This window comes from Chryseobacterium ginsengisoli (assembly GCF_039542325.1).
GTDB lineage: Bacteria > Bacteroidota > Bacteroidia > Flavobacteriales > Weeksellaceae > Chryseobacterium > Chryseobacterium ginsengisoli.
The window spans coordinates 176442-196091 of the sequence record NZ_BAABHX010000009.1 but is presented as its reverse complement, the minus strand read 5'-3'; the positions used below and the strand labels follow the sequence as shown (position 1 = coordinate 196091).

Here is a 19650-nt window from a genome sequence, read left to right as displayed (position 1 = left end):
GTAGTTCTCCTAAGTTTTCAATTCTTAAAATTTTATTATTATTTAAAATAAGATTTTCTAAATTTTCTAAATTTTCTAAATTTTTGATATTTGATATCTGATTTCCACTTAAACGAAGTTTCGTGAGATTTTGTAGTTTTTCTAAATTTTCAATTTTTGATATTTGATTATTAAACAAGTTAAGATTTATTAGATTTTGTAATTCTCCTAAATTCTCTATTTTTGATATTTGATTTCCACCCAAATCAAGATTTGTAAGATTTTGTAATTCTCTTAAATTTTCAATTCTTGATATTTTATTATTAAATAAATTAAGATTTGTAAGATTTTGTAATTCTCCTAAATTTTCAATTCTTGATATCTGATTTCCACTTAAACGAAGTGTGGTAAGATATTGTAATTCTTTTAAATCTTCAATTTTTGAAATTTTATTTTCGCTTAAATTTAATATTTCTAGACTTTTAAAATTAATCAAATCAGGAACTTCAAATAAATTATTATTACAAAGGTTTAGTCCTATAATATCTTTGGATTCATCAAACATATACACATTTTTTTTACCTGTATATATAGTAAGGTCATCAATTTGTTTAGTTTCTTTTAATTCTATTTTATATCTTTTTTCAATTTCTAAAATTTCGTTTGGCTTTTTCATTGGTCATTAGTTTTCATAAAAGTAAATAAAAAAACCACAATTTTCATTGTGGCTGATATTAATATTTATAAAATAATTTACTCCAATTCCCTCTTCAAAAACTTCCCAGTCAAGCTCTTCTTCGACTTCACAATTTCTTCAGGAGTTCCTTTCGCAATAATCTCACCGCCGTATTTTCCACCTTCTGGTCCAACATCAATTACATGATCTGCAAGTTTTATCACATCCATATTATGTTCGATAATAATGAATGAATTTCCTAATTCGACTAATTTATTGATTGCTTCCATCAGAATTTTCACATCTTCAAAATGAAGTCCAGTTGTCGGTTCATCAAGAATGTATAAAGTATTCCCGGTTTGTCTTTTTGCCAGTTCTGTTGCTAATTTGATACGCTGAGCTTCTCCTCCGGAAAGTGTAGTCGATTGTTGTCCCATCGTAATATAACCTAAACCAACATCCTGTAAAGTTTTTACTCTTGCGAAAATCTTAGGAATCGGCTGGAAGAAATCTACCGCTTCATCAATCGTCATATCCAATACATCGGAAATCGATTTTCCTTTGTAACGAACTTCCAGAGTTTCTCTGTTGAAACGTTTCCCGTTACAGGTTTCACAATGAACATAAACGTCCGGTAAAAAGTTCATTTCAATAACTTTTAAACCGCCTCCCTGACAAGTTTCGCATCTTCCGCCTTTTACATTGAAAGAAAATCTTCCAGGCTTATAACCACGGATTTTAGATTCAGGTAATTCTGCAAAAAGATTTCTGATATCTGTAAACATTCCTGTATAAGTCGCAGGATTCGAACGAGGCGTTCTTCCAATCGGAGTTTGGTCTACATCTACAATTTTATCGATATTTTCAAGACCTTCGATTTTTTTGTAAGGCAAAGGTTCCTGAACGGCTCTGTAAAAATGTTTGTTCAGAATCGGATATAAAGTTCCGTTAATCAAAGAAGATTTTCCGCTTCCTGAAATTCCTGAAACCACTACTAATTTTCCAAGAGGAATATCTAATGTTACATTCTTAAGATTATTTCCTGTAGCGCCTTTCAACAATATATTTTTACCATTTCCTTCTCTTCGGACTTCCGGAACGGCAATTTTTCTTTTCCCGTTGATATATTGAGCTGTAATCGTATCAGCTTTCAACAGATCTTTTGGTTTTCCCTGCCAAAGAATTTCTCCACCAAATTTTCCGGCTCTCGGACCAATATCCAAAACCTCATCGGCTTCCAAAATCATATCTTTATCGTGCTCAACAACCAAAACAGAGTTTCCGATGTCACGAAGGTTTTTTAATGAATTAATCAATCTTTCGTTGTCTCTTTGGTGAAGTCCGATACTTGGCTCATCCAAAATATATAAAACATTTACCAATTGAGAGCCAATCTGCGTTGCCAGACGAATCCTTTGAGATTCTCCACCCGAAAGTGTTTTCGAACTTCTGCTCAGACTTAAATAATCCAAACCGACATCCAATAAAAACTGAAGTCTAGTTTCAATTTCCTTTAAAATTTCGTGGGCAATGATTGAATTTTTTTCGGAGAATTTATCTTTAACATCAGCTAACCATTCTTTCAAGTCTGATAAACTCAATCCATTAACCTCAGCAATATTTTTACCATCAATTTTAAAACTTAAACTTGATGGTTGAAGACGAGCTCCCTTACATTCCGGACAGGTTTCTTCTGTTGTAAAATGTCTTTCCAATAAAATTGCTTCGTAAGATTCTCTTTCCTCAATCAATTCTTCCATAAAAGGAATCAATCCATCAAAACTAATTTTAATCTTTTTGGTAATTCCTGCGTATTTTAAATCTTTATTGAATTCCTTGTTGCAACCATTATAAATATAATCCAATGCTTCCTCCGGAATATCTTTAAAAGGAGTCGCTAAACCCAACCCAAAAATTTCAAGAATATTTTTAATCTGAGAAAGAATCCATTTGTTTGATTTAATATCTTCCAAAGGCAACAAACCTCCCTGATTGATTGATAATTTCGGGTTTTCAACAAAATAATCTGTATTGATTTTTTTAATTGTTCCTAAACCTTTACAGCTCGGACAGCTTCCTTTCGGAGAATTGAACGAAAAAGTATTCGGTTCCGGCAAAGCTAATGAATGACCTGTTTCCGCATCCATAAGGTTTTTAGAGAAATATTCAATTTCTGTACTTCCCAGTTTTTGAATCCCGATCAATCCTTCTCCCATTTCCATCGCTGTTCGCAATGATTTTTCCATTCTCGCTTCAGAAGCGCTTTCTCCGATGATCCAACGGTCGATAACAATGTCGATGTCGTGGGTTTTGTAACGATCCAATTTTAAATCGTATTCAATATCTTGTAATTCACCGTCAATTCTTGCCTGTCCATATCCTTTCTTTGCCATTTGCACGAAAAGTTCGTGATAATGCCCTTTTCTTGAACGAACAACAGGCGCCATCAACATGATCTTTTCGCCTTTATAATTTTCTTTGATGGTTTCAAGAATTTGATCCTCCGTATAACTTACCAATTTCTTTCCTGTCGTCTGAGAATAAGCATCAGAAACTCTTGCATATAAAAGACGCAGGTAATCGTATAATTCTGTAACAGTTCCTACAGTTGAACGGGGATTTTTATTGGTTGTTTTTTGTTCGATCGCAATTACGGGAGACAATCCTTCGATTTTATCAACATCGGGACGTTCCAAACCTCCTAAAAATTGTCGTGCATACGCGGAAAAAGTTTCAATATAACGGCGTTGACCTTCCGCAAAAATCGTATCAAAAGCCAGTGAAGATTTTCCACTTCCCGAAAGTCCTGTAATTACGACCAATTCGTTACGTGGAATTTTTACATTAATGTTTTTAAGATTATGTTCTCTGGCTCCGTAAACTTCTATATATTCTGTTGATTTACTCATAATTTGGTGTGACTTTACCTGAAAATCACGATGTGCAAAATTACGGAAATTTTAGGAATTTTTGATGTTAAAAAATGTTAGATTAATTAACTTATAAAGGATGAAAAGTTTAATTTATGAATTGATTAAACAAAAAATTTTGATTTCTTCTTTTTATTTAAATTTACAATATATTAAACCCGACCATGAATAGACTGCGAGAACATATCGAGGCAATAACTCCACTTACTGACGAAGAATTTGAATATATCAAAACATTCTTTACTATTAAAAAAGTTCGTAAAAATCAGTTCCTTATTCATGAAGGTGATGAAGTAAAATATGAATTTCTGACCTTGGATGGAATCTATAAAGTTTTTTATATCGATGAAAACGGTAAAGAACATATTCTTCAGTTTGCGAAAAAAAATTGGTGGATGACTGACTATATAGGATTTTTCAAACAACAGAATGCTACAATGTTTGTAGAATGCCTTAAAGACGGCGAGGTAGTAAGTCTTACATTACAGGGAAGAGAAAAACTGGCTTCAGAACTTCATAAAATGGATCATTTTTTCAGAGTTAAATTGACCAACGGTTATATTGCTTTACAGCAAAGAATAATCCTTTTATTATCAAGTACACCTCAACAACGATATGAGGATTTTGTAAGATTATATCCGGATCTTATCTCTGAAATTCCTAAAAAATACGTCGCAGAATATTTAGGAGTAAGCCGGGAAACGTTGAGCCGACTGTATTCAAATAATAAATAAAACGAAAAGTGTGATCTAAATCACACTTTTTTTGTGACTTCACTCCTTCTCTTGAGGCATTGGATCGATATACATTTGCTATAGAAATTAAAACAATTTCAAAAGATCAAAAAAATATTTAATTAACTAAAAATTTAATGTCATGAACCCAAAAGTATTAATCATTGTATCCAATGCAAACACAATCGGACCTAATAACAGAAGAACAGGGACTTTTTTATCTGAAGTAGCACATCCTTATGCAGAATTTGAAAAAGCAGGTTATCAAATCGATTTTGCAAGTTTAACAGGTGAATCTCCATTTTTAGATGCATTAAATTTAGCCGATGATCCTGATAATTTAAAATTCTTAATCGGAAAAGGCTGGGAAAAAATGCATAATGCAGCAAAACTTTCTAATGTAGATGTAAGTTCTTACGATGCGGTGTTTGTTCCAGGAGGTTTAGCTCCAATGGTTGACATGCCTGAAACTGTTGAACTTAAAAAAGTAATTGCTGAATTTTACGAAACCAATCGTGTTGTCGGTGCAGTTTGTCACGGTCCTGTTTCTTTATTAAATGTAAAATTAAGCGACGGAACGTATCTTGTAAATAGTAAAAATATCGCTTCTTTCACGACTGAAGAAGAAGATAATTATGCAAGACCGGATGTTCCTTTCGATCTTCAAACAGCTTTGACTGAACAGGGAGCGATTTTCCATGCTGCAAAACCTTGGTCTGCAAACAGTATTGCGGACGGAAATCTTGTAACCGGACAAAATCCTGCTTCTGCAAAAGGAGTTGGTGAAAAAATTGTAGCTCTTTTGGAAGCTAAAAAAGCTTAATTTAATTTTAAAATTAAAAAAATGGATCAAAATAATGTATTTGTTCATGCTAAATGGCAGGTAAAAGAAGGAAAACTGGATGCCGTTCTTCAATTAATGAAAGAAGCCGGAGAAAAAAGTACTCGGGAAGAAGGAAATTTGTTCTATAAATTGCATCAAAGTCAATCTGATGAAAATACAATCATCTTATATGAAGGTTATGTTGATGCAGATGCTGTAGAAATACACAGAAATTCTGAACATTTTAAAAGTATAGTTCTGGAACAGGTTGTTCCGTTATTGGAAAATAGAGAGGTGATTCTTATGAATCGGTTATTTTAAATAATGTGTTTTTAATGAGTTTCGGGCAAACCAAAGGTTTGCCCGAAACTTTTTTTATTATTGTTTGAGATCCTTCGACTGCTTCGCGCTCAGGATGACAGAATCCTAATACTAACTGTTTTATTTTAAAATTAAAAAATGTAGAAGATCTTCACGATGTCATCCTGAGCTTGTCGAAGGATCTCTTCAATTTAATTTAAAAAATATCATTAATTATCAGAAAAATCCGAATCTTCATTTGTTACTTTCACGACATATTCAATTCCGTCGATGGCTTTAGAAATAATCTGATTTCTCAAAATATTTGCCATATTTTCCCAATACGCTCTTCCGTAGAAAGAATAATTCTGTGGAATAATATCAACCTCAACCGTTCTGATAAAACCTTCTTTTGGCTTATTGCTGATCATTGTTCCACGAGTGACTCTTACATCTTTCAGTTCGTCTTTTAAAACCATTCTGCAATAGTTTTTCACGTCTTCCAGAGAAATAATTTTATCTCTCGTCGTCAAAGCATATTTGTAAGCTTGAATACTGTCCGTTCCTTTCTGTTCTTCCGAACCGCCGATTGTTTCTGTTAAAAGAACCAACATTTGTGATTTTAGCTGATTTGAAAGTTCAGTTCCCGGACGCATATGATTCGCGAGTGTAGAATGTGTGATCCAAAACGAAGCATAAGTATGATCTGTTTTGTCGACAGGTTCCATGATGACATAGTTCAGTTCCTGTTTAATGCTTCTTTTCGCATTATTTACTTTCTGAACCATTGATTTCATCTTGTCGGACATTTCGCTAAGAACACCTTTCACATTATCTCGGTTTAATAAAGAGAATGCTGCAATTTCGTCTCTTGTTAATTCAAGAACATTGGCGATCATATCGACTGCATTTCTATTCGTGAAACGCTCCATTCCGCCTTTTCTTACAGTGTATAAACCTTTTCTAAGATCATCGTTTGGCGTGAAAGGAATTTCTGTATACCTTCTTCCGTCTCCGTCTTGAACCTCATCAACATATAAAAAATGTTCTCCTTCATCCGTTACAAGAGGAATATTATTTCCCATGATGTCTAAACTGTATTCTGTTTTTTTCCAACCGCGGTTGTAAATAGGAAAAGCATTTAAAACAAATGAAAAATTATCCAAAATCTCTGCAGAAAACTGTGGCGGAAACTCAAGAGTCAGCCATAAATAGCGTTTTCCGTCGATATACTTTGTGATTTCTTCTTTATAATCTACATAACTAAGATTTTCAGGAAGTTTTCCTGCATCTGAAAATAATGAATTTGAAATTCCGCTTATTTCAATGAATTTGTGATTATAAATGCTTTTTACATCCTCAATAACTTTATTCTGGATAGATTGTTCACGGAACATCTGTTCATATCCGTCGGCTTGGGTATTTTTATAATAGGTTAAACCTTCTTTTACAAACAAAGGATTTCCGTTGCTTGAAACTATGATGTAAGGCAATAATTTGTAGGTAAAATCCAAATGTTCAAACGCAGGGTTTGAGCAATAAATACTTAAGTTTTTAGGAAAAGTTTCGTTTGAATATTTTGTAACATCAATTCCAATAGTTACTTTCCTGTAATCTTCAGGTTTTCCCTGAAATCTTGCGATGGGAATTTTATTTAATCTGTCATCGATTCCATAGCAAGTATTCCCAACAAACATAATGGAAGTCTGAACTTTATTAATTCTGACATTTCCAATCGGAGTAAAAGGAATATTAATTTGCTTATCCGACTCTGATTTTATCGTGGAAGTCATCTGCTTTCTGAAGAAAAACTCTGTGTGTTCCAACAAAATTTCTGATGATTCGTAAGGTTGCGTGAATGCAATCGCGTGAGACGGAATTGGGTGTGTATAAATTGATGGTGTCAATAATTTCGCCAGTTTTTCTAAAATTCTGGCATTGACAGTCTGTATTTCGTTATTTGCTTTGAAAACTTCCGTGCTGAATGCATCGATCAAGAGTTTTACGAACGGATCAAGAGATTGCGGACTTTTCAATCCCCAAACTTTGGTTGCATTCTGAAGCATTCTCGCTTTTACGGATTCTTTGGAATATATATTCTGGTCTAAGTTCATAAGTTTTGGTTACAGTTTAAAGTAATTAATCAATCGACATCGGGCTTAGAAAAAGTTCTGTAGAAAAGCTGAAACGCTCTCCCGACTCTTCCATTTTTGCATTGATGGCGATTTTTACTTTCTTCTTGATTTCGGTGTGTTCTTTTGTATCGTAGCTGTGCTCTACAATCTGAATGTATGCTTCAATCTGCGGCTGAACAATTCTTGGTTCGTATTCCTGTATCTGTCTTTTCAGACTTTTTATAAAAACAGTTTCCCAGACAGCGCTTGTAATTCCGTTATCGAATTCCAGATTCCAAACGTCGTTTCCGTAATTTTCATCATATCTGTTTTCGCCTTTTTTTGTAGTTATCAATAACATAATGTTGTGGGCAATACTTTCACCCATGTCGCAGGTGTCGATACTTCCTCCCTCCGTCATTAATGTTGATGGAACAAAAGGCATTCTGTAATTTGGTGTGTCCATGATTCGGCTTCTTTATTTTTTACTTCATTGTCTCGTTTCCTTGAAAAGAAATACCAAATTAAACATTTTTCACGAAAAAGAGTATTGTAAAATTTTAAAATATGATTTAAAATTTACCGTTTCCAAATAATGAACTTTAAATCAAAGTTTATAATGAAATTACTGCGTTTGTTCAATTCCGAACCGGATTGCTTTTTCTAGTGTTTCAAGGTTTATATCTTTCAGTTTTTTGAATTTAATACAATATCCCGTCACACTTGCCTTTCCTATTTCTTTTCCATAGTTATTGGTTAAATAGGTTTTGTCGTCGATACCTAAAATATAAACAGAAATTCCTGTTGTATTTGCACTGAGACCGATTTGATAAAATTCTCTCGTTGATCCATCTGCATATTTCATCATTTGAAAACCATACCCAATATTCGGATTGGAAACAACTTTTCCTTCTGTGTTTTTGCCATCCAGAAACCATAATCTGCTTTCCGGCATTATTTCCAGAATATTCTTGTGCAATTCCTGCATGTCAATTCTCTTTGATTCGGACTGACTGTTAATATATTCTTGGATTTGTTCTTCTGTGTTCATTGTAAACGTATTGCTGTTATTTCCAAATATAAACATTTCAATATTTGAGATAAGTTTTTATTCTGTCAGTTTTAAAATATTTTTGAATTGATTGAGCTAAATTGTAAAGAATGACAAAAACCATAGCCCCGATTGCAACGACATCCTTTTGTGTAGCAAAGCGAAACAAAAGATATAGTGGAAAGCGGGATTAAGCTTCTAAAAAACTTCCGAAATATCTTTATCAGCTTATTTTGGAAAAGAAAAAGCTGCCTGAGTTTGTCAAACAGCTTTTAATTTATTCTTCAATTTTCTTATTTCGATTAATAAAATAATAGACCGGAAGTCCGAGTAAAACCATTACGAATCCAGGCCAAGTGTATTGTTGTTTGTAAATTAACAACAGAATACAAAATCCTGTACCGATGATCAGATAAACAATCGGCGTAATCGGATATAACCAGGTTTTGTAAGGTCTTTCTAAATTCGGCTGCTTAAATCTCAGATAAATAACTCCGAAAACTGTAATCATATAAAATAGTACGATAACGAAAGAGATCATATCTAGAAGGTTTCCGTACTGACCGCTTAAACACAGTAAAGAAGCCCAAATTCCCTGCATCCAAAGTGCATTTGCAGGAACTTCATTTTTATTGTTTTTTTCGGCTTGTTTGAAGAACATTCCGTCTTTTGCCATCGTTTGGAAAACTCTTGCTCCTGCTAAAATCAGCCCGTTATTACAACCAAAAGTTGAAACCATTACCAACAATGCAATAATAATTGTTCCTGCGCTTCCAAAAATAAAATGTGAAGCTGCAACCGCTACTCTATCATTTTCAGCAAAAGCAATTGCATCCCTGTCCAATGCATTAAGATACACATAATTCACAGCAAGATATAAAATCATTACGGCTGAAGTTCCGTAAATCATAGATTTCACTACATTTTTCTTTGGATTTTCAACTTCTCCGGAAACGAAAGTCACACTTTCCCAAGCTACAGAACTGAATACTGAGCCAACCATTGCTGCAGCAATTCCACCTAATAAAGTCATTCCGCCAATGGGTTCCCAACCTTCTTTCAAGTAATTTCCAAGAACGTCTTTTTTAAGATTACTGAAAGAATCATAACCTAAACTAAAATTTTCAGCCAGATGAGAAAAATCAACCAAGACAAAACCTGCTCCAATTAATCCCAGAATCGCTATAATTTTCGATCCCGTGAAAATATTCTGAAGTATTTTTCCGCTTTCTACGCCTCTCGTATTAAAATAGGTTAATAAAACGATCGTTCCTATCGCTAAAATCTGAATCCATGTAATTTTAAATTCTCCACTTTGGAAAATCGGAGCTGCATCATTCAGAGCCGGAACTAAATATGCTGTAAACTTTCCGAAAGCCATTGCAACTGCCGCAATTGTTCCCGTCTGAATTACCGTAAATAATCCCCAACCGTACAAAAAGCCCATCTTTTTTCCGAAAATTTCTTTCAGATAAGTGTATTGTCCACCTGCTTTCGGATACAATGCAGAAAGTTCTCCATAACTGATTGCCGCAGCAACGGTCATAATTCCTGTAATGACCCAAACGACGATCAGCCAGAATCCTGAACCGAGATTTCGCATCATATCGGCGCTTACAATAAAGATTCCGCTACCGATCATTGAACCCATTACGAGCATAATGGCGTCCCAAAGTTTTAGTTTTTTTTGCATAGTTGATTATAGGTGTCAAATATAAATAATTATAGGATTGTTTTTTTATTTTGTTTGACATTAAGGAAGAGAATTCTTTGTTTGAAATCGTAAAGACGCAATAGTTTTTAATCTTTAGATTATTTTTAAGGCGCAAGAAAATCAAGATTTTCTACAAATGTTTACTACAAATATTTTACAAATTTTATCTGTGATAAAATCTTTGCGCCTTAAAGCAGTCTTTTTAATTTAATTTGCGTCTTTGCGATTTCCAACAATCAAAAATTCAACATTTATTTAAAACGAGTTTAAACACTAGAAAACATGACCTGTTTTTTATCAAGTTTTGAAAAGATTTACGATTCAATTTTTATTAGTACTTTTGAAAAAAATATTAAAAATGAAATTCAAAGCGATATTATTTGCGGTAGCTGTAAGTGCTTCATCTTTGGCATTTGCACAGGAAACTAAGAAATTCGGACCTCCTGCAGGAAATGCATTGGTAGGTGATACATATGGAAGTGCTGTAACTTCAGGAACAGAATCAAAAGCAATCTCTGTAGATAAATTAAGCAAAAAACTTAAAAAAGATAACAAAAAAGTAGAAAACGTAGCCGTAAAAGGTAAAGTAACAGACGTTTGCGATAAAAAAGGATGTTGGTTAACAATTCAGACTGAAGATAATTCTCAGTTTTTCGTGAAAATGAAGGATTATGCATTCTTTGTTCCAACAGCTTTGAAAGGTAAAACTGTTGTATTAGACGGAACTGCTGAAAGAAAAGTAACTTCTATCGACGAGCAAAAGCACTATGCAGAAGATGCTAAAAAGCCTCAATCTGAAATCGATGCGATTACAACTCCGAAAGAAGAAATCAGATTTGTGGCAAACGGAATTAAAGTTGTGAACTAAATTAAACTTAGCATTGTCATTCTGAACGAAACAAAGTGAAGGGAAGAATCTCTAAACGTTAAAGATTCCTCCTTTCGTAGAAATGACATTTAGTATAAAACAAAAGCGGAACAAATTGTTCCGCTTTTTTAATTTTTAATCTTCTATTTTAAAATTTACTTCTGCATCCAACTTTGGATATTTCGTTGCGGAAATAAATTTCTTTCCGGTACAGTCGACTTCCAGCCAACCTTTTCTTTTAACATCTCCCACTTCTATTACAAATGGAATAAAAGAAATTTCGTCTTTTCCTTCTTCCATAATTTCTCTGTACTGAACAGCTACATCCAAAATACATTCATGATCTGTATTTAATTTTACGTTTCTGTAAACGATATCATAATGCGTTTCTCTGTTTTCGGGAATTTCATTGTAGATTTCCCAACCATCAATTTTAGAGTTTAATTCAGAAATTGCTTTTAATGCATAATATAAAGCAATCGTATAATATTTTCTTGTTCCTTTTCTTGTGTAGTCATCTACAAAATGTCCTCCTTCAAATAAAATCGTCGGCATTCCTGCTTTGATGAAATTGTCGCCTGTAGAAGTCGGGTAAAACTCATCAGAATATCTTCCGATCTGATTCGGGATCATTTCTTTTAAATGATTATAAATATTCGCAATTACAGCCATACATTTTTTTCGGTTGTCTGTAACTGTTCTTTCGTAATTTTCAGACGGAGCCAAAAATGAAAGTGTTGCAGGATGAATTCCGTCTGTTGTGAAAATCGTTCTTTGCTCATGAAGATTCAAAGCGTAATCATATTTTTCAGAAGCTACTGCATTTTTTAAGAATTTTATCTCTTTGCTCGATTCATTGTGGAAGTCTCTGTTTAGATCAATATCTACAGCATTAAGTCTCGTCCATCTTTCCGAACCGTCGGGATTTAACATAAAAATAAAATCCAGTTTAACCTTACTGAATAATTCATCTTTCAATTCCGGTGCTTTATCTAAAGTCATTAACAAGTCAAGCATTGCATGAGTTGCGTTTGACTCGTTTCCGTGCATTTGCGACCAGGCAAGAACATTAATGTTTCCAGTTCCGACTGTCAATTTATAAATAGGTTTCTCTAAATACGATTTTCCAATCTCCTGAATATGATCGCTGAGATTTGTCTGTAAGTAAGAAAATAATTTTTCAGGGGAAATATAACGATTTGGGAAATCAGGATTTTGCTGATACAATTGTTCAAAGTTCATTGTGTAATAGTTTACAAGAGTCAAATTTAACAATTTTTGAGGAAAAAATAAAATTTACATATGTAATTTGGTTAAACAATGCAAACTGCCAAAATGTCTGTTGATAAAATTGTGGATTGTTAACAATTTAATTAAAGATATTTAAATATATGAAATTCAGTTAATTAAAATGTTTAATTGAATCTTATTATTAATGTTACTTTAAGTGTAGAAATGAGTAGTTATCCACTATTATTAGGATTTTCATTAAACATAAATACTGTGGAAAACTATTAGAATTTATTCGATATACAAATGTAAATTATAGAATATTCTGGATACATTTTAAAAATTTTAAGTTTTATATTTTCAAATTTAATAATGTAAACTGTAATTCTTAATAACTTTCTTGCTATTTAAAAGTGATCTAAAATCAATCAAAAACAGCATTTTAAGTACTTAATTTATCACTTTTTACAGCTGTAAACCGCCTATTTATGCATATTTGAGAGGTTTATGAGACATTTAGGTATCTAACTATTCAATATTATTAAATCGACAGAATATGTCTTGGCAAAAATAACTTTATTTAATAAATATTAGTATTTATTCAAAAGTAACTTACCAATAAGTTATCTACTTTTTATTTCAGAAATTGTTGATTTTGACATTTAATTGTTGATAAACTTTTGTAAAATATTAAGTACAAATTTAATCTGTTTATTAATATGCTCATTTTTAGCTATTTATATTGTTTACATTTGTATTTAATATTAATTTACATTTGTTATTTATACTAATTTGCATTTGTAAATTTATTTATTTACATTTGTAACATCATTAAAAATTATTTTTATGAGCTTAAACGAGAGAATTTCCAAAGTTATAGAGTATTCCAATCTTACCTCTTCTGAATTTGCAGATGAGATCGATGTACAACGTTCTTCTATTTCTCATATTACTTCCGGAAGGAATAAACCGTCTCTGGAGTTTATCATAAAAATAAAATCACGTTTCCCGGAAATTCTTTGGGATTGGTTGGTAACAGGTGAAGGTGAAATGCTGAAGTCTGATCTTATGGAAACGCAAACAGTCGAAGAAAAAAATGAAGAGGTTTACGAAGAAGAAAAAACAAAGACGACTTCTCTACCCGATCTTTTCACCATGATGAATAACGATGAAGATTTTGGAGCTGAAGAAGAAATAGAACAACCAAAAACAATTCAGCGAGAATCATTTATAACACATCAAACTACGACTCAGGAAAAAATATCGGATTCTCAGCGATTAGAAAAATCTAGTGATCAAATTATCAATCAAGCTATTGAAAATCAACAAAGTAAGATAAAACGAATTGTCATCTTCTACGAAAACGGAAAATTCGAAAGTTTTGAGCCATAAAAAAACTGATCATAGAAAAATATCAGGTCAAAAATATTTAAAGAAGAAAACTGCAACATTTTGCGCTTATAGTTTTATCATCATCAATTTTATTTATTCTTTAGTTTTATATAAATTATCATTTTTAAATCTTGCTAAAGTTTTATAGCAATAAAAAAGCCTCACAAATATTTTGTAAGGCTCATTATTTTTAAGAAATAAAATTTATTTACTGCTTTTTCTTCTTTGCAATTCTTTACTGATAAGACCGAGTTCTCGACCTGTCTGTCCTGCAACAGAAGTGTTTTCCTGAGCTCTTCTAGTAAGATATGGAACAACATCTTTTACAGGTCCATAAGGAAGATATTTTGCCGCATTATAGCCCTTATCAGACAAATAGAATGTAATATTATCGCTCATCCCGTAAAGCTGTCCGAAATATATATGAGGATTATCATTTTCCAAACCTGCAGACTTCATTTTGTCCATCACCAACTCCGAAGAAAGCTCATTGTGAGTTCCAAAAAATGCTGAAACTTTATCCAAGTGATTCATTACGAAATCAATTCCTGCATTATAATTTTTATCGGAAGATTCTTTGTTTGGCTGAATCGGATCTGCATATCCTTTTTCTGCAGCTCTAGCTCTTTCTTTTTCCATGTAAGCTCCACGAACAATCTTATAGCCAATAAAATAACCTTTTTCTCTCGCTCTTTGCAAATGTGCTTCCATATATTCCAATCTTCCGGTTCTGTACATCTGGATTGTATTCCAAACGATAGGTTTTTCCTGATTGTATTTCTCCATCATTTCTTCACAAAGATGATCTGCTGCATCCTGCATCCAGGTTTCTTCAGCATCTACCATTACTTTTTTATCATTTTCATGGCAAAGTTTACAGACTTCATCAAATCTTTTTACTACCCTTTCCCATTCTTCCTTCTGGCTTGAAGTGAGTTCTGCATTTTTTCCAACAGCTTCATATAAATCAATTCTTCCGAAAGCAGTAGGCTTAAAAACGATAAAAGGAATCGCAGGATTTCCTACAGAAAATTTAATAATATCTTTAATTTCCTGGCAAACCGCATCAAAAGTTGCTTCATCTTCTTTACCTTCAATGGAATAATCAAAAATACTTCCGACTCCTCTTTTGAAAAGCTGTTTTACCACTTTCATACTTTCTTCACGCGTTTCACCACCGCAAAACTGCTCAAACAAAGTGTTTTTTACAATTCCGGTAACGAAAGGAAAATTATTATGAACCGTGAAATTAAGAACAGAAGTTCCAACTTTCGTAAGTGAAGGCTGCTCAATCATTTTGAACATCCAATACGCTTTTCTTAACTGTGCATCAGATTTGTCTGCAAATGCGACTTTAGTATCGTTAAAAATGGGCATTACTTTTATATAAATTTAAGGTTCTGCAAAAGTAATAAAATATAAGGTTTTTCAGAGAAAATTTTCTACAATTTACCACCCAATCCGTTTAAAAGCATTGCGATAATTCCTACAAACACCCAAATCCTTAAAATATTGAGCGTCAAAAAATTACTTCTTCGCGAATGATTCAAAAGAAGATAAACACATAAAATAAAAACAAACAAGCCTCCTGTAAAATAATAAGCCATAAATCCAGAGATTCCGGTTTTAAGAATCAATTTCATGGAAACAGCTATTGTTATTACCAATAAAGAAATAATGATAGCTTTTGTATTTTTATTTTTAAAATAATTTGGAATCGTAATATATCCAAAAGCTTTGTCTACGCTTTTCGTTAATGTATCTTTCACAATATCAATACATAAAAGTATCAAAAAAAGAAAAATAGCCATCAGTAGAACTTTTTTCGAAAAGGTTTCATAATACACCATCATTCCGAAAAAAGGATATAAAGTAAGACTTACAAAAGTGAGATTATTTAAAATTAAAATCCGGCTAAGCTTGTGGCTATAAAACCACATAAAGAATTGATAGACAACAAAAAACGCAAAAACCCTATGCGAAATCATCCATGCAACTCCTAAAGAAATTACACTTAAAAACAAATAAACGTATAAAAAATATTTCTGTTTAATGAAACTTTGAAGCCTTGTCCTGAAAGGTTTCACAACATGATCTTTCTCAAAATCATAAAATTGATTGATAATTCCTCCTGCCAAAATCGTAAGAACCGTACAGAAAATAATACCGTGAACTTTAAAATCAAAGACAAATTTTCTAAAAGTTTCATCCTGATTAAACAGAAAAAATGTGGAAACATATAATGCAAAAGTAAGCAGGATAGCAACAAAAAAGCGAGCTCCCAAAAGAAAGCCCACAAATTGTGAAAATCTATAAAAAAAAGATTTTTGAATATAATTTTTCTGTTGGAAAGTTTCTTTTTCAGAATTCATTTCCCAACCCGTTAAAATCTGTAAATAACCTCTTTATGAAAGCCATCAAGCATTTTTTCTGCTTTTTCGTAGTCTTTAGTGAAACCTAAAATATAACCGCCACCTCCACTTCCGCAGAGTTTTAAATAATAAGCATTAGAATCCAGACCTTTTTTCCAGACATTAAATATACTCTCAGGAATCATCGGACGGAAATGTTCGTATGCCCAATATGAAAGTTTTTTTAAATTTCTAAAGAAAGGATTCATATCTTTTTTCAGGAAAGCCTCGATACAAGCGTTGTTATAACGGATAAACTCTTCTTTTAGAGTTTTTCGGAAACCTTCCGTTTTCATTTTTTCAAAGAAAATCTGAACCATTGGTCCGGTTTCGCCTGTCATTCCAGAATCGATCAAAAAGATTGCTCCTTTTCCTGCTTCGCTTTCCGGAATAGCAACTTTATCTACACTTTCTTTGCTTTCGATAAGAATTGGAAGATTCATATAACAGATCAAAGGATCAATTCCTGAGCTTTTTCCGTGGAAATAACTTTCCATTAAACCAAAAACTTTTCTCAGACTTTTTAGTTCGTCTTTAGAAATATTTTCCGGTTCGTGTTTAGAAATCGAATAGCGTTCGAAAATAGCTGCTACCAAAGCACCTGAACTGCCTACTCCATAACCTTGCGGAATGTTGCTGTCGAAAAATAATCCTGCAGAAATTTCTTCTTTAAACTTTGAAACATTAAGCTCAAAAGTCTCAGGAAGTTCCAAATTCTGTAGATAATCTGAATATTTTATAAGATGTTCATTAGATTTTTTTTCAAATTCGGAATCTAATGATGAAAACTTGAGGGTACCTTTATAGAAACTATAAGGTAATGTCAAACCTTGAGAATCTTCTATGATTCCGTATTCTCCGAACAAAAGAATTTTTGCGTAAAATAATGGGTTTGTCATTTATTTAAATAAATTTTTTTGCAAATTTAAAACTATTCCGCTGAATATAAGCAAAATTCGAGCCGAATTCTAACATATTTTAACAGCAAAAAGACTTTAAAATTTTAATTTAATCTTAAAATCTGCGTTTCTTATATTAAAGTTAACAAAAAAGCCTGACATAATCAGGCTTTTATTATTAAATAATGAAAAATTATTGCTTAATAAGTTTCTTTGTTATTTTTTGTTTTTCTGTTTCAACAGTTACCACATAATTTCCTGTCTGCATGGAAGAAATATTAACGTCAAATTTATTTCCTTTTAAAGAAGATTCAGATTTTATTAGTCTTCCTGCTTCATCAAAAATTTTGAATGATTTCAAAGCATCTTTAGACGAAATTGTAATTACATTTCTTGCAGGATTTGGATAAATATTAACTGAATTGTCTTTCGTATTTACGTCTTCCACCGCCAAAACTGCACAAGAGAAGTTCGCTTTCCAGCCGATATCATTTACCGCCGGATCAGAAACAAATCTTACCGTAATTGCTCCTGAAGGATGCGTAGAAGTGAATGTTCCAGGTAAAGTTGTTCCCGTTAACGCATTTCCGTTGGCAAACATTGGTGAACTTGTAGATGGACCGTTGTAGATATACATAAAATCATAATCCTGTTCTAAACCAAATTCTGTGAAATTCATTGTTAAAGATCCTGAACTTGGGTAGAATGTTTTTACAATCGTTTGGCTATCTCCGTAATTTGCTGTTGTTCCTCCCGTGTCTGTAAACTGGAATCCACTACACCAATCTGCATCCGTCATGAACAATTGTGTTCTTTGATACGCCGCTGAACAATCTGTTCCAACCGATAAAAGATAATATGTTCCAGGCGAAAGATTTGCAAAACTGAATGATTGAGTTGTTGTCGTTCCCGCTGTAACAGGAGTTCCATCAAATTTTGTTAATCTATATTTCCAAGAGGTCGATGTTGCATCTGTAAATGTTGCATTTGCAGAAATTTGTGTAATATTTGAAACAGCCAATCCTGAAACTGTTGTAGTACAAGCTGTTGTACAATTGGTTCCTAAACAAGCTTTAGAGTCTACCGTACTTCTGATCAAAGCTGCAGGTTGAGGACCAAAACCGTTGGCAAAATTAATTCCAACTCCTGAAACTAAGTGACAGTAACTCATGATTGTTCCTTTTACTGTTGAAGAAGGAAGAGGACCTGTACAACCTTCGCTGTATCCTGCAGCAGGACCACAACCGTCGATTGCTGTAGAATTTCCGTTCCAAGCGCAAGCGTGAGTATGTGGAGAACCTAAACTGTGTCCCATTTCGTGAGTCATTGCTTCGATCGTCCAAGAATAAACAGGAACATTGCTGTATGTCTGAGAAGCTCCTGAATAAGCGTGTCTGCTTGTTGTACAAAGAGAATTCACATAAGCCACACTCGTTGTAGAAGGCTGATTTACCAAATGCGCCAAATCTCCGTTAAAAGTCTGTCTGTTTGTTCTGAAGCTCGCCAAATTAGCGTTTGGAGTTCCCGTGTAAGGATCTGCCGTTGTCCAGATATTGATCTCGTTCAGAGCAACTCTGATATCATCATTGTTATAAAGTGTCGAAATATTATTGTGAATTGCAGTCAGCCAGTTGGATGTTGTTGTTGTGTTTGAACCGTTATTTACATACGGTGTATAGCAAATTTCATAGTAAATTCTTACACAGTTTTGAGTCAATACTTTTCCTGTATTTTTCTTAGCGCTTGGATCAAAAGCAACTTTTTGTTTCTGGTTTTCCGCTAATTCATCAACATTGCAAATGAAAGGATTTAAACCCGTCAGTTTTGAATCTGAATAACTTACAAAATCTGTTGAATTTTTTACTTTTCCTACAACAACATTTCCTAATTCCATTGTAGAAGCAACTCCTACCACATCATTATCAAAGAAACTGAATGCTACAATCGACTGATTGTCACCTTTTACAATTCCCTGATAATAAGCTCCCGGAGTATAGTTTACGATTTCCCCTTTGTTTGTAGTAACTTTAAAATCATTAGTGAAAATCTGATTTTTATAAAGTTCCATAGTAATTATTTTCCCGTCGAAAGGGAAAGAAACTTCCAGATATTCAGGTTTTTCGTAGACAAGCTTTTTTAGTTGTTTACTATCAATATTTAAAACAGAGATATCTGTTGCTGCTCTTTTATATTCAGCCAGTTTTTCCGAAGTCTTATTTACTGTGAATAAATCATACTTTTCAAAATTTTTCTTCTGAGCATGATATTCCGAAACCTTCTGAGCAACAGGCTTCATGCTTTGAGAAAAACCAAAAACTGCACACTGTAGAATGCAGAGAGTTAGAAGTTTTTTTATCATTATTACTTTTTATTTACAATTTGCAAATAAACAAAAAAAATATAGACATTGTGAATATTTGCTATAATTTTCACAGAATTTAAAACTTAATAACAACTTAAATGTAAAAATAATACAATCTCCTATAAACAAAAAAGGCATTAATATAATTAATGCCTTTTTTTAAAATT

At 32.8% G+C, this 19650-nt stretch carries 16 protein-coding genes; 5 read left to right on the top strand and 11 right to left on the bottom strand.

Going from position 1 to position 19650, the window contains the following annotated elements; all coding sequences use genetic code 11:
* Positions 1-655 (bottom strand): leucine-rich repeat domain-containing protein (locus tag ABD940_RS21185; RefSeq protein WP_345208268.1); only part of this gene is annotated, 655 nt, incomplete at its 3' end.
* Positions 656-732: 77 nt separating this feature from the next.
* Positions 733-3564: an excinuclease ABC subunit UvrA gene (uvrA, locus tag ABD940_RS21180; protein WP_345208266.1), complete on the bottom strand. Its 2832-nt coding sequence runs from the start codon at positions 3562-3564 to the stop codon at positions 733-735.
* Positions 3565-3749: 185 nt separating this feature from the next.
* Between uvrA and ABD940_RS21175 the strand changes: the two genes are divergently transcribed.
* The 3 genes from ABD940_RS21175 (at position 3750) to ABD940_RS21165 (ending at position 5463) form a co-directional block, all read left to right on the top strand.
* A complete protein-coding gene (locus ABD940_RS21175; RefSeq protein ID WP_345208264.1) occupies positions 3750-4319 on the top strand; it encodes a Crp/Fnr family transcriptional regulator in 570 nt (189 codons plus the stop codon).
* 142 nt (positions 4320-4461) lie between these two features.
* Complete coding sequence (locus ABD940_RS21170; RefSeq protein ID WP_345208262.1) at positions 4462-5142, top strand: type 1 glutamine amidotransferase domain-containing protein; 681 nt, start codon at positions 4462-4464, stop codon at positions 5140-5142.
* A 21-nt stretch (positions 5143-5163) separates the two neighbouring features.
* Positions 5164-5463, top strand: a complete 300-nt coding sequence (locus ABD940_RS21165) for a putative quinol monooxygenase (RefSeq protein WP_345208260.1) — start codon at positions 5164-5166, stop codon at positions 5461-5463.
* A 209-nt stretch (positions 5464-5672) separates the two neighbouring features.
* On the opposite strand, the gene ABD940_RS21160 is transcribed toward ABD940_RS21165, so the two are convergent.
* The 4 genes from ABD940_RS21160 to ABD940_RS21145 all read right to left on the bottom strand — a co-directional run bounded on the left by ABD940_RS21160 (position 5673) and on the right by ABD940_RS21145 (position 10300).
* Positions 5673-7556, bottom strand: coding sequence for a type VI secretion system baseplate subunit TssF (locus ABD940_RS21160; RefSeq protein WP_345208258.1), 1884 nt, complete (start codon positions 7554-7556; stop codon positions 5673-5675).
* 25 nt (positions 7557-7581) lie between these two features.
* Positions 7582-8022, bottom strand: a complete 441-nt coding sequence (locus ABD940_RS21155; RefSeq protein ID WP_345208256.1) for a GPW/gp25 family protein — start codon at positions 8020-8022, stop codon at positions 7582-7584.
* A 159-nt stretch (positions 8023-8181) separates the two neighbouring features.
* Positions 8182-8607: a DUF1801 domain-containing protein gene (locus tag ABD940_RS21150; RefSeq protein ID WP_345208254.1), complete on the bottom strand. Its 426-nt coding sequence runs from the start codon at positions 8605-8607 to the stop codon at positions 8182-8184.
* Between the two features lie 277 nt (positions 8608-8884).
* Positions 8885-10300 (bottom strand): APC family permease, encoded by a 1416-nt coding sequence (locus tag ABD940_RS21145; RefSeq protein WP_345208252.1) that lies wholly within the window; start codon positions 10298-10300, stop codon positions 8885-8887.
* 379 nt (positions 10301-10679) lie between these two features.
* Between ABD940_RS21145 and ABD940_RS21140 the strand changes: the two genes are divergently transcribed.
* On the top strand, positions 10680-11189 hold the full coding sequence (locus ABD940_RS21140) for a DUF4920 domain-containing protein (protein WP_345208250.1): 510 nt from the start codon (positions 10680-10682) through the stop codon (positions 11187-11189).
* Between the two features lie 135 nt (positions 11190-11324).
* Here the strand turns inward: ABD940_RS21140 and ABD940_RS21135 are convergent, their stop codons facing one another.
* Complete coding sequence (locus ABD940_RS21135; RefSeq protein WP_345208247.1) at positions 11325-12431, bottom strand: M14 family zinc carboxypeptidase; 1107 nt, start codon at positions 12429-12431, stop codon at positions 11325-11327.
* A gap of 834 nt (positions 12432-13265) precedes the next feature.
* Between ABD940_RS21135 and ABD940_RS21130 the strand changes: the two genes are divergently transcribed.
* Positions 13266-13811 carry a helix-turn-helix domain-containing protein gene (locus tag ABD940_RS21130; RefSeq protein ID WP_345208245.1) on the top strand — a complete coding sequence of 182 codons (546 nt, stop codon included), beginning with the start codon at positions 13266-13268 and terminating at the stop codon, positions 13809-13811.
* Between the two features lie 204 nt (positions 13812-14015).
* On the opposite strand, the gene ABD940_RS21125 is transcribed toward ABD940_RS21130, so the two are convergent.
* The 4 genes from ABD940_RS21125 to ABD940_RS21110 all read right to left on the bottom strand — a co-directional run bounded on the left by ABD940_RS21125 (position 14016) and on the right by ABD940_RS21110 (position 19480).
* Positions 14016-15188: a proline dehydrogenase family protein gene (locus ABD940_RS21125; protein ID WP_345208243.1), complete on the bottom strand. Its 1173-nt coding sequence runs from the start codon at positions 15186-15188 to the stop codon at positions 14016-14018.
* A 65-nt stretch (positions 15189-15253) separates the two neighbouring features.
* On the bottom strand, positions 15254-16183 hold the full coding sequence (locus tag ABD940_RS21120) for a UbiA family prenyltransferase (RefSeq protein ID WP_345208241.1): 930 nt from the start codon (positions 16181-16183) through the stop codon (positions 15254-15256).
* 11 nt (positions 16184-16194) lie between these two features.
* The gene (locus ABD940_RS21115) at positions 16195-17121 is read right to left on the bottom strand and encodes a mevalonate kinase family protein (protein ID WP_345208239.1); all 927 of its coding nucleotides are present in this window, start codon (positions 17119-17121) and stop codon (positions 16195-16197) included.
* Positions 17122-17314: 193 nt separating this feature from the next.
* Positions 17315-19480 (bottom strand): T9SS type A sorting domain-containing protein, encoded by a 2166-nt coding sequence (locus tag ABD940_RS21110; RefSeq protein WP_345208237.1) that lies wholly within the window; start codon positions 19478-19480, stop codon positions 17315-17317.
* Between the last annotated feature and the right edge of the window lie 170 nt (positions 19481-19650).

Excerpts from the sequence above, each read along its gene's own strand:
- ABD940_RS21140 (WP_345208250.1), top strand. The coding sequence starts at position 10,680 with ATGAAATTCAAAGCGATATTATTTGCGGTAGCTGTAAGTGCTTCATCT.
- ABD940_RS21115 (WP_345208239.1), bottom strand. The coding sequence starts at position 17,121 with ATGACAAACCCATTATTTTACGCAAAAATTCTTTTGTTCGGAGAATAC.
- ABD940_RS21120 (WP_345208241.1), bottom strand. The coding sequence starts at position 16,183 with ATGAATTCTGAAAAAGAAACTTTCCAACAGAAAAATTATATTCAAAAA.
- ABD940_RS21170 (WP_345208262.1), top strand. The coding sequence starts at position 4,462 with ATGAACCCAAAAGTATTAATCATTGTATCCAATGCAAACACAATCGGA.
- ABD940_RS21135 (WP_345208247.1), bottom strand. The coding sequence starts at position 12,431 with ATGAACTTTGAACAATTGTATCAGCAAAATCCTGATTTCCCAAATCGT.
- ABD940_RS21150 (WP_345208254.1), bottom strand. The coding sequence starts at position 8,607 with ATGAACACAGAAGAACAAATCCAAGAATATATTAACAGTCAGTCCGAA.
- ABD940_RS21165 (WP_345208260.1), top strand. The coding sequence starts at position 5,164 with ATGGATCAAAATAATGTATTTGTTCATGCTAAATGGCAGGTAAAAGAA.
- ABD940_RS21155 (WP_345208256.1), bottom strand. The coding sequence starts at position 8,022 with ATGGACACACCAAATTACAGAATGCCTTTTGTTCCATCAACATTAATG.
- ABD940_RS21175 (WP_345208264.1), top strand. The coding sequence starts at position 3,750 with ATGAATAGACTGCGAGAACATATCGAGGCAATAACTCCACTTACTGAC.
- ABD940_RS21145 (WP_345208252.1), bottom strand. The coding sequence starts at position 10,300 with ATGCAAAAAAAACTAAAACTTTGGGACGCCATTATGCTCGTAATGGGT.
- ABD940_RS21125 (WP_345208243.1), bottom strand. The coding sequence starts at position 15,188 with ATGCCCATTTTTAACGATACTAAAGTCGCATTTGCAGACAAATCTGAT.
- ABD940_RS21160 (WP_345208258.1), bottom strand. The coding sequence starts at position 7,556 with ATGAACTTAGACCAGAATATATATTCCAAAGAATCCGTAAAAGCGAGA.
- ABD940_RS21130 (WP_345208245.1), top strand. The coding sequence starts at position 13,266 with ATGAGCTTAAACGAGAGAATTTCCAAAGTTATAGAGTATTCCAATCTT.
- ABD940_RS21110 (WP_345208237.1), bottom strand. The coding sequence starts at position 19,480 with ATGATAAAAAAACTTCTAACTCTCTGCATTCTACAGTGTGCAGTTTTT.
- uvrA (WP_345208266.1), bottom strand. The coding sequence starts at position 3,564 with ATGAGTAAATCAACAGAATATATAGAAGTTTACGGAGCCAGAGAACAT.